The organism is Curtobacterium sp. PvP017 (assembly GCF_054060195.1).
In genome coordinates, this window is the sequence record NZ_JBSSCY010000001.1 from 224,693 (window position 1) to 238,410 (window position 13,718).

General features: G+C 71.0%; 18 protein-coding genes. 8 read left to right on the forward strand and 10 right to left on the reverse strand.

Features of this window, described 5'->3' with window-relative positions; all coding sequences use genetic code 11:
• Positions 1–8 precede the first annotated feature (8 nt).
• The 3 genes from ACVKXF_RS01075 to ACVKXF_RS01085 all read left to right on the forward strand — a co-directional run bounded on the left by ACVKXF_RS01075 (position 9) and on the right by ACVKXF_RS01085 (position 3,994).
• Positions 9–1,352 (forward strand): peptidoglycan DD-metalloendopeptidase family protein, encoded by a 1,344-nt coding sequence (locus ACVKXF_RS01075; protein WP_456794586.1) that lies wholly within the window; start codon positions 9–11, stop codon positions 1,350–1,352.
• 141 nt (positions 1,353–1,493) lie between these two features.
• Entirely contained in the window at positions 1,494–3,317 is a 1,824-nt protein-coding gene (locus ACVKXF_RS01080; RefSeq protein ID WP_456794587.1) for an alpha/beta hydrolase, read from the forward strand.
• Positions 3,314–3,994 carry a hypothetical protein gene (locus tag ACVKXF_RS01085; RefSeq protein ID WP_456794588.1) on the forward strand — a complete coding sequence of 227 codons (681 nt, stop codon included), beginning with the start codon at positions 3,314–3,316 and terminating at the stop codon, positions 3,992–3,994. The genes ACVKXF_RS01080 and ACVKXF_RS01085 overlap by 4 nt, the downstream gene beginning before the upstream one ends.
• Before the next feature lie 30 nt (positions 3,995–4,024).
• Here ACVKXF_RS01085 and ACVKXF_RS01090 read toward each other — a convergent pair whose 3' ends face one another.
• Genes ACVKXF_RS01090 through ACVKXF_RS01115 form a run of 6 tightly spaced genes read right to left on the reverse strand, consistent with a single transcriptional unit; the run spans position 4,025 to position 7,066 of the window.
• Positions 4,025–4,789 carry a phosphotransferase gene (locus ACVKXF_RS01090; protein ID WP_456794589.1) on the reverse strand — a complete coding sequence of 255 codons (765 nt, stop codon included), beginning with the start codon at positions 4,787–4,789 and terminating at the stop codon, positions 4,025–4,027.
• Between the two features lie 10 nt (positions 4,790–4,799).
• Entirely contained in the window at positions 4,800–5,402 is a 603-nt protein-coding gene (locus tag ACVKXF_RS01095) for a hypothetical protein (RefSeq protein WP_396290085.1), read from the reverse strand.
• The gene (locus ACVKXF_RS01100) at positions 5,399–6,037 is read right to left on the reverse strand and encodes a hypothetical protein (protein WP_456794590.1); all 639 of its coding nucleotides are present in this window, start codon (positions 6,035–6,037) and stop codon (positions 5,399–5,401) included. The genes ACVKXF_RS01095 and ACVKXF_RS01100 overlap by 4 nt, the downstream gene beginning before the upstream one ends.
• A complete protein-coding gene (locus ACVKXF_RS01105; RefSeq protein ID WP_456794591.1) occupies positions 6,034–6,405 on the reverse strand; it encodes a hypothetical protein in 372 nt (123 codons plus the stop codon). The genes ACVKXF_RS01100 and ACVKXF_RS01105 overlap by 4 nt, the downstream gene beginning before the upstream one ends.
• Positions 6,402–6,593, reverse strand: a complete 192-nt coding sequence (locus tag ACVKXF_RS01110) for a DUF2273 domain-containing protein (RefSeq protein WP_111086173.1) — start codon at positions 6,591–6,593, stop codon at positions 6,402–6,404. Before ACVKXF_RS01110 ends, ACVKXF_RS01105 begins: the two co-directional genes overlap by 4 nt.
• Complete coding sequence (locus tag ACVKXF_RS01115) at positions 6,590–7,066, reverse strand: Asp23/Gls24 family envelope stress response protein (protein WP_123310432.1); 477 nt, start codon at positions 7,064–7,066, stop codon at positions 6,590–6,592. Before ACVKXF_RS01115 ends, ACVKXF_RS01110 begins: the two co-directional genes overlap by 4 nt.
• Positions 7,067–7,159: 93 nt before the next feature.
• Here ACVKXF_RS01115 and ACVKXF_RS01120 point away from each other — a divergent pair, with 93 nt between their 5' ends.
• Complete coding sequence (locus ACVKXF_RS01120) at positions 7,160–7,996, forward strand: exodeoxyribonuclease III (RefSeq protein WP_456794592.1); 837 nt, start codon at positions 7,160–7,162, stop codon at positions 7,994–7,996.
• A gap of 113 nt (positions 7,997–8,109) precedes the next feature.
• Entirely contained in the window at positions 8,110–8,358 is a 249-nt protein-coding gene (locus ACVKXF_RS01125; protein ID WP_456794593.1) for a nuclease, read from the forward strand.
• Positions 8,359–8,367: 9 nt separating this feature from the next.
• Here the strand turns inward: ACVKXF_RS01125 and ACVKXF_RS01130 are convergent, their stop codons facing one another.
• Complete coding sequence (locus ACVKXF_RS01130) at positions 8,368–8,775, reverse strand: aldehyde dehydrogenase (RefSeq protein WP_396290078.1); 408 nt, start codon at positions 8,773–8,775, stop codon at positions 8,368–8,370.
• A gap of 137 nt (positions 8,776–8,912) precedes the next feature.
• Entirely contained in the window at positions 8,913–9,836 is a 924-nt protein-coding gene (locus tag ACVKXF_RS01135) for an AEC family transporter (protein WP_396290077.1), read from the reverse strand.
• Between the two features lie 73 nt (positions 9,837–9,909).
• Here ACVKXF_RS01135 and ACVKXF_RS01140 point away from each other — a divergent pair, with 73 nt between their 5' ends.
• The 3 genes from ACVKXF_RS01140 (at position 9,910) to ACVKXF_RS01150 (ending at position 11,897) form a co-directional block, all read left to right on the forward strand.
• The gene (locus ACVKXF_RS01140; protein WP_111086179.1) at positions 9,910–10,506 is read left to right on the forward strand and encodes a nitroreductase family protein; all 597 of its coding nucleotides are present in this window, start codon (positions 9,910–9,912) and stop codon (positions 10,504–10,506) included.
• A gap of 127 nt (positions 10,507–10,633) precedes the next feature.
• Complete coding sequence (locus ACVKXF_RS01145; RefSeq protein WP_111086180.1) at positions 10,634–11,047, forward strand: acyl-CoA thioesterase; 414 nt, start codon at positions 10,634–10,636, stop codon at positions 11,045–11,047.
• Between the two features lie 91 nt (positions 11,048–11,138).
• A complete protein-coding gene (locus ACVKXF_RS01150) occupies positions 11,139–11,897 on the forward strand; it encodes an HAD-IIB family hydrolase (RefSeq protein WP_340195723.1) in 759 nt (252 codons plus the stop codon).
• A 12-nt stretch (positions 11,898–11,909) separates the two neighbouring features.
• On the opposite strand, the gene ACVKXF_RS01155 is transcribed toward ACVKXF_RS01150, so the two are convergent.
• Entirely contained in the window at positions 11,910–12,533 is a 624-nt protein-coding gene (locus ACVKXF_RS01155) for a phosphoribosylanthranilate isomerase (protein WP_340195722.1), read from the reverse strand.
• A 76-nt stretch (positions 12,534–12,609) separates the two neighbouring features.
• Positions 12,610–13,662, reverse strand: a complete 1,053-nt coding sequence (locus ACVKXF_RS01160; RefSeq protein ID WP_222659411.1) for a serine/threonine-protein kinase — start codon at positions 13,660–13,662, stop codon at positions 12,610–12,612.
• Between the last annotated feature and the right edge of the window lie 56 nt (positions 13,663–13,718).

A 13,718-nucleotide genomic window follows, 5' to 3' on the forward strand; every position in this document is an offset into this window, starting at 1 on the left:
CGTGCTCGATGTCTCGCCCCACCAGCCACCGCACCCCTCGTGCCTCCGTGCGCCTCCGCCTCGCCGTCACCGGACTGGCACTCGCGGGCCTCGTCGGCACGGTCGTCGTCGATGCGCCCACTGCCCAGGCGGTCACCTACCCCACGTGGGACGAGGTCAAGAACGCCCGCGGCAAGGAATCCGCCAAGCAGGGGCAGATCACCGAGATCAAGGGCATCATCAGCGAGCTCGACGCCAAGGTCGAGGCCGCCCAGGCGAAGGCGAAGGAGCTCGGGCAGGTGTTCTTCGACGCCCAGTCCGATGCGCAGGACGCTGCCGAAGAAGAGCAGAAGCTCCGCGCGAAGGCCGACGAGCACGCGAAGGTCGCCGAGCAGAGCGCCGCGCAGGCCGGCCAGTTCGCCGCGCAGATGGCCCGCTCCGGCGGCGCCGACGTCACGACCTCGGTGCTGACCAAGGGCGACGATGCGCGCGACCTGCTCTACGACCTCGGTGCACTGAGCAAGCTGTCGGAACAGGCCGAGCGTGTCCAGGCCGCCGCAGCCGTCGACGCCGGCGTCACCCGTTCGCTCGAGGCCCAGGCCGACCGCGCCGCAGCGGAGCTCGAGCGGCTCGCCGCGAAGGCCGAGGCCCGCATGCAGGAAGCGCAGGCCGCCTCCGACGCCGTGCAGACCGCCTACGACGAACAGCAGTCCAACAAGGCCCGGCTCGACGCGCAGCTGGCCACCCTGACCACCGGCCGCGTCCGGACCGAAGCCGAGTTCGCCAAGGGTGAGCGGGTCCGCAAGGCGGCCGAGGCGAAGGCTGCGCGCGAAGCCGAAGCCCGTGCCGCCCGGGAGCTGGCGGCAGCGGCGGCAGCGAACGCCGGCGGCGGATCGTCCGGCGGCGGTGGCGGCTCCGGCAGCAGCGGCTCAGGCAGTGGCGGCTCCGCCGGCTCGGGTGGCGGTCAGGGCTGGGTCCGTCCGGCCAGCGGCTACGTCATCAGTCCGTACGGCTACCGTGTGCACCCGATCTACGGCACCGTCATCAAGCACGACGGCACCGACCTGGCCAGTGGTTGCTCGACGCCGATCGTCGCCGCGTCGGCCGGCACCGTCGACTACGTCGGCTGGTACGGCGGTTACGGCAACTACGTGCGCATCAACCACGGCAACGGCGTGCAGACGGCCTACGGTCACATCGTCAACGGCGGGTTCCGGGTCAGCACCGGACAGCAGGTCTCCGCAGGGCAGCTCATCGCGCTCGTCGGCTCGACCGGCCAGTCCACCGGGTGCCACAGCCACATCGAGGTGCACATCAACGGTGCCACGACCGACCCGGTGCCGTTCATGTCCGCTCGGGGTGTCGCCTTCTAGCCTGCCCGATCACACACCGACCGCCGTCCGCTCCCCGCGGGCGGCGGTCCGCTGTTCCTCCACAGCGAACCACGGACAATTTCACACTGAACTACTGAAATGCTACGTTTCCCACAACAACCAGTTGGATGGTGGGGGACGATGGGGATCGAGTTCGACGACGCAGCGGCGTCGCGGTTGGTCAGCTGCGCGGTCGAGGTGGCACTGACGCTGCGAGCGAGCGCCGGACCGCGTCGGAGCACCGCCGAGGCCGCGCTGCTCGACTTCGACGGTGCGTACGCGCGGCTGTTCGAGGCGGCTCGTGCCACGGAGTCGACCGACCGCGTCCGGCTCGCAAAGGGGCTCGAGGCGCTGGTCGACCAGCTGCGGATCACCCAGCGGCAGGCGGACGAGGAACGGCAGCGTCTGGCCGACCTGGCGGCGTGGCGGCAGCGCGAGACCGATCGTGAGCTCGTGCGCACAGCTGGCGGCGTGCCGATGCAGCCCGTACTCGACTGGACCAGTGCGGTCTTCGACCCGAAGCCGTCCAGCACACCGAAGCGCCCGTCACCGGTCTCTGCGACCTTCAGCGCCCGGACACGCCAGCGCACCGGCGGTGGTCGATCCGGCGGACGCAGCAGTGCCGACCCGACCAGGCTGCGGCAGTTCAGCGCGACCGCCCGCGCACAGGACGCCTCGACGGAACAGGACATGGTCCGGGTGCGCAACGCCTGGACCGCGTTCACGAGCCGGTGCAGCTGGGTCCCGGTCGACGGCGCGACGCTGCCGGGCGGGTTCGGCGACTACCTCGCCGAGAACGCAGAGGACGCCTCGTGGATCGAGCGGATCGCGGACGCCTTCCGTGCCGCCGGTGGGGGTTCCCTGGCGGACACCGCGCTCGACGCTGCCGCTGCCTCGACGCTCCCACCCGGACTGCAGCGGCTGCTCGACCCGTCCCTGACCCCGGCCGAGGTCGCAGCGATCTGGGCAGCGCTCGGCTTCGCCGACGCCGACGTCCGCGCGCTGCCGCTCACCACGCAGCTGCAGTTCGCGGGGCTCGACGGGGTCCCGGCCGCGCAGCGCGACATCGCATCTCGCGCTGTCCTCTCCGCAGCCGTGCGGGATCCGGAGCGGCTGTACCGGCTGATGGGGTTGGCGTACACGTACGGGGCGGTCAGCCTCGAGGAGTTCACGGAGCAGGTGATCGCGCTCCGGGACGGGCTCAACCGCGCTGATCAGCTCGCGGGTCGCCTGAAGGCGCCCTCGGCAGCGGTCGCACAGCTGGTCGGGTTCGGCGTCTCGAATGGAGCGCTCGTCGCCGCAGTCGTCCTCGGCGATCTGGACACCGCGTCGAACGTGACCGTCAACGTGCCGGGTGCGATGACCACGCTCAACAGCATGGGTGAGAAGGTCCGCGCCGCCAACGAGCTCCTCTTCGCGGCTGGGCAGAGAGGATCCGCGGAAGACTCCTTCGCGGTCGTGTCCTGGCTCGGGTACCGCGCCCCGGGTGTCATCGAGGTTCCGCGGCAGGACCGCGCGCACGCGGGCGGGGCGAACCTCGCATCCTTCCTCGACGGCATCCACGACAGCCGCGGCACAGCACCGCGGTCCGTCACGGTCCTCGGGCACTCGTACGGCTCCACCACCGCGGCCGAGGCACTCGCGCAGACCCGGCACCGAGTCGACTCGTTCATCACCTACGGCTCGGTCGGGTTCACCGACACCACGAGACCGGAGCACCTCAACGTCGATCGGGTCTACGCCACCGAAGGCGCCAACGACCACACCGCGATCCTCGGCCGGATCGGGCGCACCGATCCCCGCGATCTACCCGACGTCGACACGTTCAGCGCGGAAGCCGCCCAGGGCACCAAGGCCGTCACCGGCCACGACATGTACCCGGAAGCCGGCGGTGTCGGCTACTTGTCCCCCGATGCGACTTCACAGCGGTCGATCGCGAAGATCATCGCCACCGGGAAGCCATGATGAACACCATGCAATCGATGCTCCGCACCATCGCGACGGCAGCCCTGACCCTCGGGCTGTTGTCAGGGTGCGCAGCAGGAGGAGACCAGATGCCCACCGACGCAGCCGGCCTGACACAGGACGACGTCGCGGAGATGTCGCTCCACCAAGAGTTCGACGCCTTCGGGGACCACTACGAACACATGCAACGGCTCCTCAAGGATGCCCAGCTCCAGGTCCACGACGGCGAGTGGGAGTGGGGCGGCGGCGACGACCTGCCGCTGATCGGAGGGGACGGCGTCGCCCCGCTGCCGGGCGCGGACACGAAGAACAGCTACTACATGCGCAGCGGACGACTCTGGTCACCCCCCGTCGCCGCAGGCGAGCAGCGCGACCTGCAACCGATGCTCGACTACTTCACCGATCAGGGGTGGACCATCGAGCAACGCGACATCACCGGCGACCACGAGCTCCGGGGGTACACCGGCGATGGCTGGCAACTCATCTACACCGCTCAAGAGAACGGCCGCTACACCCTCGAGGTCTACAGCGAACTGTTCTGGACCAACGACGGCAATGCGCTTTCGGATGCCATCTACGGACGCTCGACCGTCACGTTTCCCGACCGGTCCCGCCCGGGTGTGTACCCAGATTTCCCGGAGTGGGACGACCCCATCGTCAACAAGCCCAAGATCTGACCACGCCGACACAGCACGCCCCCGGGTCACTCAGACGTCATCGACATCGACGTTCCACAACGCCCGGTACCACGCCGTCCGCTCCGGATCCTCGGGCACCCCGTACGCCTCGTGGAACAGCGGCTCCCACCCGGGCCCGTAGTTCCACCCCAGCGCCATCGTCGCCACCGCCAGGTCGGCCCAGCGGTCCGCGACACCCGTGGCGTCCAGGTCGACGTGCCCGCTCCACCGGCCGTCGGCGCCGATGAGCGTGTTGGGCGTGCACGGGTCTCCGTGGCACACCACGACGCGGTCGCTCGGCGGCTCCGGGCCCAGGCGGTCCGTGTCGGCACCCGCCGCACGAGCACGGTCGAGCCGCGCCACGGTCGACCACGCGAAGGGGCAGTCGTCCACCGGCAGGGCGTCGTGGAACGCGCGGAGGCCCTCGCCCACCGCGATCACCGCGGTCCGGGGTTCGTCGTGCCACCGCGGGTCGACGGCACTCCAGCCGGGGACGGCACGGGTGTGCAGCCAGACGCCGTCGTCGTCCGCGCCGTGGTCGAGCACCTCGGGCACCCGCGCGTACCGCGACGCCCACTCGAGTCGCGCGGCCTCGTTGCCGATCCACCGGCCGTAGGCGTGCGGCAGGACCTTCACGAACTCGTCGGCGTGCTCGTCGGGGCCGATCCGGAAGGTCGTGCCGCCGATCTCGTTGTGCCAGACCAGGGCGACCTCGCGGCCCCGGGCGGCCTCGACGACCACGCGCGGGACGGGGACGACGGCGTCCGGACCCGGTAACCCGCCGATCGACCGCATCACGACGGTCCTAGTGCACGCGGTCCGGGCGCGAGGACCCGGCCCCACCGCGCGCGATCTCGAGCAGGACCGGCAGGCGTTCGCCGAGCAGGGCGTCCAGGTCCGCCACGACGGCTTCCACCCGTTCGGTGACCTCGCGCGGCGATGCGCCCCGGCGCGGACGCACCCGCACCCGGATCGCCCGGCCACCGCGGACGCGGTACACGTCGACCGCGAGCGAGGCCACCTGCGGCAGGCCCCCGATCGCCGACGACAGCGCGTGCTGCACGGCCGTGGACTCCACCCGTACCGAACCAGCGACGCCGTCGGCCGATCCGTCGCTCTCGACGACGGTGCCCTCGCGGCCACCGCCGAGCGTCGTCAGCACCACGATCGCCAGGATGCCGACGACGACCCCGCCGCCGAGCACCCACGTCCACGACAGCAGGGAGTCATCGCGCGACGTGTCCGTACCGAGGCCCGCGAGCGCCTCGCCGGCCGTGCGCCACCAGGACGCCACGAGCGGCAGGCCCTGGGCGGTCTGCACCAGGATCGCACCGACCCCGGCGACGAACAGGACGAGCCCGACGACGACGAGTGCCGTCCGGCCGAGGCCACGGTTGGTCGCGTTCATCCGTCCACCCGTCCGGTCGGCTGGACGCGGACCCGCGCGGCGAGGGCGGGGAGCGCGTCGATCGCAGCGAACTCGCGCTCGACGGCCTCGGTCGCGGCCACGGCGGGCACGTCGACACCGGCGGCCGGACGCAGCACGACCTCGACGGTCCGGCGGCCCACGGTGCCGACGGCGGCGTCCTGACCGAGCCGCGTGGCGGAACGGGCAGCACGCGCAGCGGCCGAGGCGAGCACCTCGTCGTCGACCACGACGGCGAGCCGGTCGGAGGACATCGCGTGGCGCGGGCGCCGTTGCGGCAGGACCCCCTGCAGCAGGAGCACCAGGCCGACGAGTGCGACGATCGCGGCGATCCCGACGACGAGCGTGGTGTCGAGGCCGTCGGGCGCGGCGAGGGCGGCGTCCACGACGGCGCGCGGGTCGACCCCGAGGACGTTCTGGTCGAGCAGCACGAGGGCACCGGCGAAGACGGCAGCGGCGGCGAGCACGAGGGTGACGAGCATCGCGACCACGACGGCACCGGACCGGGACACGTGGGTCTCCCGGCGGAGCAGGCGGCGGTACGTGGCGGCGTGACCGGCGGACGGTGCAGGACCGGCCTCGGGAACCGATGCGGTCCGGCCGTCCACGGCGGTCACCGGACCCTCCGCGGGACGTCGACGACCGACGACGCGAACGTCACGGTCACCCGGGACACCTGTCGGCCGGTGATGGTCCGGAGCCGTTCGGCGATCGTGCCGCGGGCCCGGTGCGCGCTCGTGACGACGGGTTCGTCGGGGACCGCGTGGCTCCCCAGCACGGGCAGGGTGAGCGGGGCGGTGATCTCGACCGCCAGCGCACCGCGACCGTCGTCGGCGACCCGGGCACGGACCTCCCGGAAGGCCACACTCAGCTCTTCGGAGGCGACCGCCTGCGCGGTGTGGACCAGGGCCGACGTGCCGATGCGGTCGGAGCCGGGGAGTCGCGCGCCGCTGTCGCCGACCGTGGCGACGGCGGCGTCGGTCACGACGAGCTCCGGCGTCCGCGCAGCACGTCGACGAGACGACGCACGTCGACGTCACCGGCGACGATGCGGGCGACCAGGCCGCCGACCGCCATGCACACGGCGACGACGACGAACGCCCAGAACCCGAGGGTCACCGCGACGATCGCGAGGAGGGCACCGACGCCCATCCCGACGACGGTGGCGTTCACCGGACCCGGCCCTCGCGGACGTCGCGACCGTCCAGGTCGTCGACCGGGCCGTTCAGCGCAGGGATGTTCACGTCGTTGATCGCGATGTTGACCTCGGTGACCTCGAGCCCGACGAGCTCGGTGACGGCGTTCGTGACGGCCGCGCGCACCGCGGTGGCGACGTCCATCATCGGCGTCGGGTAGTCCACGACGATCGTCAGGTCGACGGCGACCTGGGTCTCGCCGACCTCGACGCGGACCCCCTGGCCGAGCGCGCTCGAGCCGATGGCGTCGCGGATGGCGCCGAAGGCCCTGGCAGCGTTGCCGCCGAGGGCGAAGACGCCGGGGACGTCACGTGCGGCGATGCCCGCGACCTTGGCGACGACGGTGTCGTCGATGATCGTCTTGCCCTTGGCCGTGACCTGGGTGGTGGTGGTTCCGGTCGTGGTGCCGGTCGTCACGGTCCCGTCGACGCGGTTCGTCGTCGATGCCATTGCTGCCTCCGATGCGATCGATTCCTGGTGCTCCAGCGAACACCATCGTGCCGTACCCCGGCCGAGGATGGGCGTGCCGGTAGGTTCGATCCCATGCGCGTGGCGACCTGGAACGTGAACTCCGTCCGCACCCGAGTGGGGCGGATCGTCGACTGGCTGGTGCGCGAGGACGTCGACGTCCTCGGCATGCAGGAGATCAAGTGCAAGCCGGAGCAGTTCCCGGTGCAGGCGTTCGAGGACGCCGGCTACCACGTCGAGGCGCACGGCCTGAACCAGTGGAACGGTGTCGCGTTCGCCAGCCGGCTGCCGATGGAGGACGTCACACGCGACTTCCCCGGCCAGCCCGGGTTCCTCAAGGGACACGAGGGTCCGGACCTGCCGGTCGAAGCCCGGGCCATCGGCGTCACCGTCGACGGCGTGCGGCTGTGGAGCCTGTACGTGCCGAACGGACGCGAGGTCGGCGACCCGCACTACACGTACAAGCTCGACTGGCTCGCGCAGCTGGCCGACCGCACCGCCGAGTGGATCGCGGCGTCGCCGGAGACCCCGCTGGCACTGATGGGCGACTGGAACGTCGCGCCGCTCGACACCGATGTGTGGGACGTCCGCGTCTTCGAGGGGCACACCCACGTCAGCGAGCCGGAGCGCGCCGCCTTCCGGGCGTTCGAGACGGCGGGGCTGCAGGACGTCGTCCGCCCGATCGCCCCCGACGGCTACACGTACTGGGACTACAAGCAGCTGCGCTTCCCGCGCAACGAGGGCATGCGCATCGACTTCGTGATGGGCTCGCAGGCCTTCGCCGACGTCGTCACCGATGCCTCGATCCACCGCAACGAACGCAAGGGCGACGCCCCGAGCGACCACGTCCCCGTGGTGGTCGACCTCGACCTGGACACGTCGCTCGACGACGACCGTCCGATGATCTTCTGAGCGGTCACGCGCTCGTGACGCGTTCTGTTACGCCCGGCGTCTGCCCCCGTTGAGCACGTGACGGCGCGGACGTAGGTTTCCTGCACCGAACCCCTTCGAGAGCAGGTGAAGCCATGTCCCGCACGACGATCCTTCCCATCCAGCGCGTCATGGCGAACGCGGCGCCCGGCGCATGGCGCGACGGCATCGTCGTCGAGACCCGCACTGCCGATGCCGTCGTGGCGTTCCTGGACGGCGGCGTGACCCAGCTCCGGGTGGCGAGCGACGACGCCTTCCTGTCGGTCGGCGATCCGGTCGCCCACCACCCGGTGGCGGAGATCCTCAGCGCCGGCGGTCGTCAGACCACGGCACGCAGCGCGTAGCCCGTCGACTCAGGCAGACATCGAGGCGAGCATCGCCTCGCACTTGGCGACCATCTCGTCGCAGGCCATGGCGCAGTAGCGGCACGACTCGTCCATGTCCATGTGCTTCCGGCACTCGGCGGCGCACATCGTGCCCATCGTCATCACGGTCATGAGCATCGACTGCATGCTCGGCAGGTCCATGCCCGCCGGACGCATCATCATCCGCATGCCGGTGTCGGCCATCATCGCCGTGTTGGAGCACATCGCGGCGCAGGTCGCCATCTCGCCGCCCATGCGCATGTCGCTCGCGGAGCACATCGTCGCGGCCATCGACGCGGCGTTCATCGCCATCATCGTGTCCTGCATCAGGTCCGTGTCCATCTCCATGGGCATGTCCGTCATCGACATGTTCTTCATCATCGCCATCGTGTCCATCGGAGGTCTCCGTCCGTCGTGGTCCCGAGGCGGGTCCGCCCCGTGTCGGCCAGGGTACGCGCGCCCCGCTCGGACGGGAGGCCCGTGGCGGGCCCGCCACGCGCCTCCCGTCCGCCCCGGCGTGCGTCCAGGGCGCGCTACGGGTGCAGCAGCGCGGCGATCGCCACCAGGACGGGAACCGAGCCGATCGTCGAGATGAGCACCACGTCGCGGGCCACGGGGACCGCCGCACCGTAGCGCTGCGCGTAGTTGAACACGTTCTGCGCCGCCGGCAACGCCGCCAGGGTCGTGAGCACGAAGACGTCCTGGTCGCCGAGCCCGAACACGAACCGCGCGAACACGTACGCGACCGCCGGCATCACCACGAGCTTGATCGACGACGCCACGATGACATCGGTGCGGATCGCGGGGTCCCGCAACGGCGCAGCACCGTGCAGGCTCATCCCGAACGACAGCAGCACGACGGGCACGGCGGCGGCCCCCACCAGCGAGAACGGTTCGAGCACCGGATCGGGCAGCGTGATGCCGGTCGCCGAGAACACCACGCCGACCAGCGAAGCGATGATGATCGGGTTCCGGAACGGCCCGGAGATCCGGCGTCCCCAGCCACCCGCACCCGAGGTCGCGGCGTCGAGGATCGTCAGCGCGACCGGCGCGATCACGATGAGCTGCAACAGGATCACCGGCACCACCGCCGTCGCCTGCCCGAGCACGTAGACGGCGACCGGCAGGCCGATGTTGTTCGCGTTCACGTAGCTCGCGGCCAGCGCACCGACCGTCGTGGTGGTGACCGGACGCCGCAGCACGAAGCGGAAGACGGCCGCTGCGCCGAGGGCGACGACGACGGCGCTCACCAGCGAGACCCAGAGCATCGGCGACAGCAGTGACTCGATGTCGGCGGATGCGATCGTGTGGAACAGCAGGCAGGGCATGAGCACGAAGAACGCGAGGCGGCTCATCACGAACTGCGCGTGCGGGCCGAGCAGTCCGATGCGCCCGACGACGTACCCACCGGCGATGATCGCACCGATGATCGCGAAGCCGGTCAACACGCCACCCATCGCGTCCATCCTTGCACCATGTGACGTCGCTCAGGTCGGAAATGCGTTCGCATCGAATACCGTTGCAGGCACCATGACCTCGACGAACGCCGACACCCTCACCCGGTCCACCGACTCCAGCCAGCCCCTCGTGCCCCTGCTGGAAGAGCGTTGGAGCCCCCGTTCCTACGACGAGACCGCGACGATCTCGGACGAGCAGTTCGACGCCGTCCTCGAGGCCGCCCGCTGGGCCGCGTCCGCCATGAACTTCCAGCCGCGCCGGTTCATCGCCGGTCGTCGTGGCACCGAGACGTTCCGCAAGATCAACGAGAACCTGCTCGGCTTCAACGCCGCGTGGGCCTTCCGTGCCAGCGCCCTGGTCGTCGGCGTGCTCGAGACCGTGACCGAGGACGGCGACGAGCGTCCCTTCGCGCAGTACGACCTCGGCCAGTCGCTCGCCGCGCTCACCGTCCAGGCGCACGCCGAGGGCCTGCACGTGCACCAGATGGCGGGCATCGACGCCGCCGGGCTCCGCGCCGCGTTCGACCTGCCGGAGCGCTTCCTGCCCTTCACCGTGACGGCCATCGGCACCGTCGCGCACCCGTCGCAGCTCGACGAGAAGGCGGCCGAGCGCGAGGTCGCCCCGCGCACCCGCCTGCCGCTCGACGAGGTCGTCCTCGTCAAGGAGTAGCACTCGGTACCGACACGCGGCCGCGTCCCTGCCGGGGCGCGGCCGCTGCCGTACCCGCTGCGGCCGCGGCCGCTGCCGCCGCTGCCGCTGCCGCTGCCGCTGCCGCTGCCGCGTAGAATGTCGTGACATGCAGCCCGAGATGAACTTCTACACCCGCAAGTGGGTCCGACCCGAGGACCTCAACGCCAACGGCACCCTGTTCGGCGGCAGCCTGCTCCGCTGGATCGACGAAGAGGCCGCGGTCTACGCGATCATCCAGCTCGGCAACGGCAAGGTCGTCACGAAGTACATGTCGGAGATCGAGTTCGTGTCCTCGGCGAAGGAGGGCGACATCGTCGAGATCGGCCTCGTCGCCACCCGGTTCGGCCGCAGCTCGCTCACGATGCGGGCCGAGGCGCGCAACCTCTTCACGCACCGCAGCATCCTGACCATCGACGAGGTCGTGTTCGTGAACCTCGACGACGACGGCAACCCGGCGCCGCACGGCTACACCGACATCACGTACGACCGCGACCGGGTCCCCGCGACGCACCGGGCCTGACCGCGCGCGACCCCGCAGACATCACGCAGCCCTCGCGTCCGGTGGGCCCAGCATGCGGCGTGTGATCGGTGGCCTCTGGCAGGATCGGGGCATGACCACGCCCCGCCTCGTCGCCTTCGACCTGGACGACACCCTCGCCCCGTCGAAGTCCGCCCTCGACCCCCGCATGCTCGAGACCTTCGCGTCCCTGCTCGAGGTCGTTCCGGTCGCGGTCATCTCCGGCGGCAACTTCACGCAGTTCGAGCAGCAGCTCGTCACCCCGCTGCGGCACCGGGACGGCCTGACCCTCGACGACCTGCACCTGCTGCCGACGTGCGGCACGCGGTACTACCGCTGGTCCGACGACGACTGGGCCCTGCAGTACGCCGAGGACCTCACCGACGAGCAGAAGGCACGTGCCCTGGCCGCGGTCGAGTCCGTGGCGAAGGATGCCGGCTACTGGGAGTCCGAGACCTGGGGCGACATCCTCGAGGACCGCGGTTCGCAGATCACGTTCTCCGCGCTCGGCCAGGCCGCGCCGGTGGACGTCAAGAAGCAGTGGGACCCGACCGGCGCGAAGAAGGACGACCTGCGTCGCCGCGTCCAGGCGGAGCTCCCCGACCTCGAGGTCCGGTCCGGCGGGTCGACCAGCGTCGACATCACCCGCAAGGGCATCGACAAGGCGTACGGCATGCAGCGTCTCGCCGAGATCACCGGCGTCGCGCTCGACGACATGCTCTTCGTCGGCGACCGGCTCGACCCCGAGGGCAACGACTACCCGGTGAAGGCCCTCGGTGTGCCGTGCCACGCGGTCGAGGGCTGGGAGGACACCGACGCGTTCCTGACCGAGCTCATCCCGACCCTGCGCTGATCCTGCGGCGCGTCAGCCGAGGCTGCGGACGGCCTCGATGAACGCACGGATCTTCGCCGGGTCCTTCACGCCGCGCTCGGACTCGACGCCGCTGGACACGTCGACGCCGTCGGGGTCGAGCGCCTCGACCGCAGCGACGACGTTGGCGGGGGTCAGGCCGCCCGCCAGGATCCAGGCTTCGTCGATCGCACCCTCGATCGACGCGGGGTCGATCAGCCGGCCGCTCCCCGGAACGGTGGCGTCGAGCAGCAGCAGGTCGTGGTCGTAGGCGGCGCGCTGCTCCGGGGTCTCGCGCAGGTAGTCCTCGGCCGCGATGGCCCGGATGGTGAAGAAGCCGGCGTCGCGGGCACGGGCAAAGTCGCTCGCCGCCTCGCCACCGTGCAGCTGCAGGGTGGTGAGCCCGACCTCGGACGCGATGCCGACGACCTCGTCGATCTTCTGGTCGCGGAACACCCCGACGGCGTCGATGCCGTCCGGCAGCCGCTCGACGAGTTCCTTCGCCAGGTCGGCCGTCACGGTGCGAGGGCTGTTCGCGGCGAAGACGAACCCGACCGCGTCGGCGCCCGCGTCGACGGCGGCGTCCACGGTGTCGGGCGTCGACAGGCCGCAGATCTTGATCCAGCGCTGGTCGGTCATGCTGTCCATCCTGCCAGGGACCTCGGACGAACGGGACGGCCGGGCGACCTCGGACGAACGGGACGCGCGGGCGACCTCAGTGCAGCATGCCCGCGACGTAGGCGGAGCCGCACGCGACCAGCACGCCGAACGCCGCGAACGTGCCGACGAGGACGTTCCGCCGGCGCCAGCGACGGACGGCCGAGAAGGTGCCGCGCTTCGCGTGCCGGTGGGCCGCACGGTGCATGCGGTGGTCGCGTTGGTGCTTGACCCGCTCCGGTCCGAGGGGCACCGGGCCGGTGATCTGGGTGGAGCCCCCACGCAGGGCGCTCGCGATCGCGACCGCCGTCGGACGGCGCTCCGGGTCACGGGCGGTCATCCGGCTGAGCAGGTCGCGCCACTCCGAGGCGATGTCGTCGGGGATCTCGGGGTCGTGCCGCAGGCGCGCGAGTGCCGCCTCGATCAGGGTGCCGGAGTACTCCTGCTTGCCGGTGAGGGACTCGAGCAGCACCAGCCCGAGGGAGTAGACGTCGGTGGCGAAGCTGATCGGCTCACCGGCGACCTGCTCGGGGCTGAGGTACGCCGCCGTGCCGATGACCGTGCCGTCGTTCGTCAGGCGTGAACCGTCGACGAAGTGCGCGACACCGAAGTCGGTGAGCTTCACGGTCCGGGCGAACCCGGACGACCCCTCGTCGCTGATCAGGATGTTGGCGGGCTTGACGTCGCGGTGCACGATGCCGCGCGAGTGCACGTAGGCCAGGGCGTCGGCCAGCTGGGCGCCGAGGTCGGCCACCTCGTAGTTGTGCAGGGCGCCCTCGGACAGTCGGCGCAGCAGCGTCGTGTCCGCGATGAGCTCCATCACGATGAACCGGTGCGGGCCGTCCGGGAAGTCGTGCGTGCCGGCGTCGTAGAGCGGGATGAGCCCGGGGTGCGACAACATGCTGAGCAGCCGGATCTCGCGCTCCTGGCGGACACGGTCGGCCGTCGTCATCTTGTCCGGCGTCGCGAAGAGCTTCACGGCGACCGCGCGGTAGGTGTGCTCGTCGCGGGCTTCGTAGACGGTCCCCATGCCACCCGTGCCGATGAGCTTCACCAGGCGGTACCGGCCCGACAGGACCGTCTCCGTCCGCAAGCCGTCGAGCAGGGTCATGGTGTCCGTCGTTCCGTCGGGAGCCGCAGGTTCCGCGGCAGCTGCCGGCGTGTTGG

Coding starts and splice junctions, on each gene's coding strand:
- ACVKXF_RS01115 (WP_123310432.1), bottom strand. CDS start 7,066: ATGGCATCGACGACGAACCGCGTCGACGGGACCGTGACGACCGGCACC.
- ACVKXF_RS01075 (WP_456794586.1), top strand. CDS start 9: ATGTCTCGCCCCACCAGCCACCGCACCCCTCGTGCCTCCGTGCGCCTC.
- ACVKXF_RS01085 (WP_456794588.1), top strand. CDS start 3,314: ATGATGAACACCATGCAATCGATGCTCCGCACCATCGCGACGGCAGCC.
- ACVKXF_RS01095 (WP_396290085.1), bottom strand. CDS start 5,402: ATGAACGCGACCAACCGTGGCCTCGGCCGGACGGCACTCGTCGTCGTC.
- ACVKXF_RS01150 (WP_340195723.1), top strand. CDS start 11,139: ATGACCACGCCCCGCCTCGTCGCCTTCGACCTGGACGACACCCTCGCC.
- ACVKXF_RS01090 (WP_456794589.1), bottom strand. CDS start 4,789: ATGCGGTCGATCGGCGGGTTACCGGGTCCGGACGCCGTCGTCCCCGTC.
- ACVKXF_RS01125 (WP_456794593.1), top strand. CDS start 8,110: ATGTCCCGCACGACGATCCTTCCCATCCAGCGCGTCATGGCGAACGCG.
- ACVKXF_RS01120 (WP_456794592.1), top strand. CDS start 7,160: ATGCGCGTGGCGACCTGGAACGTGAACTCCGTCCGCACCCGAGTGGGG.
- ACVKXF_RS01080 (WP_456794587.1), top strand. CDS start 1,494: ATGGGGATCGAGTTCGACGACGCAGCGGCGTCGCGGTTGGTCAGCTGC.
- ACVKXF_RS01135 (WP_396290077.1), bottom strand. CDS start 9,836: ATGGGTGGCGTGTTGACCGGCTTCGCGATCATCGGTGCGATCATCGCC.
- ACVKXF_RS01145 (WP_111086180.1), top strand. CDS start 10,634: ATGCAGCCCGAGATGAACTTCTACACCCGCAAGTGGGTCCGACCCGAG.
- ACVKXF_RS01140 (WP_111086179.1), top strand. CDS start 9,910: ATGACCTCGACGAACGCCGACACCCTCACCCGGTCCACCGACTCCAGC.
- ACVKXF_RS01130 (WP_396290078.1), bottom strand. CDS start 8,775: ATGGACACGATGGCGATGATGAAGAACATGTCGATGACGGACATGCCC.
- ACVKXF_RS01155 (WP_340195722.1), bottom strand. CDS start 12,533: ATGACCGACCAGCGCTGGATCAAGATCTGCGGCCTGTCGACGCCCGAC.
- ACVKXF_RS01160 (WP_222659411.1), bottom strand. CDS start 13,662: ATGACCCTGCTCGACGGCTTGCGGACGGAGACGGTCCTGTCGGGCCGG.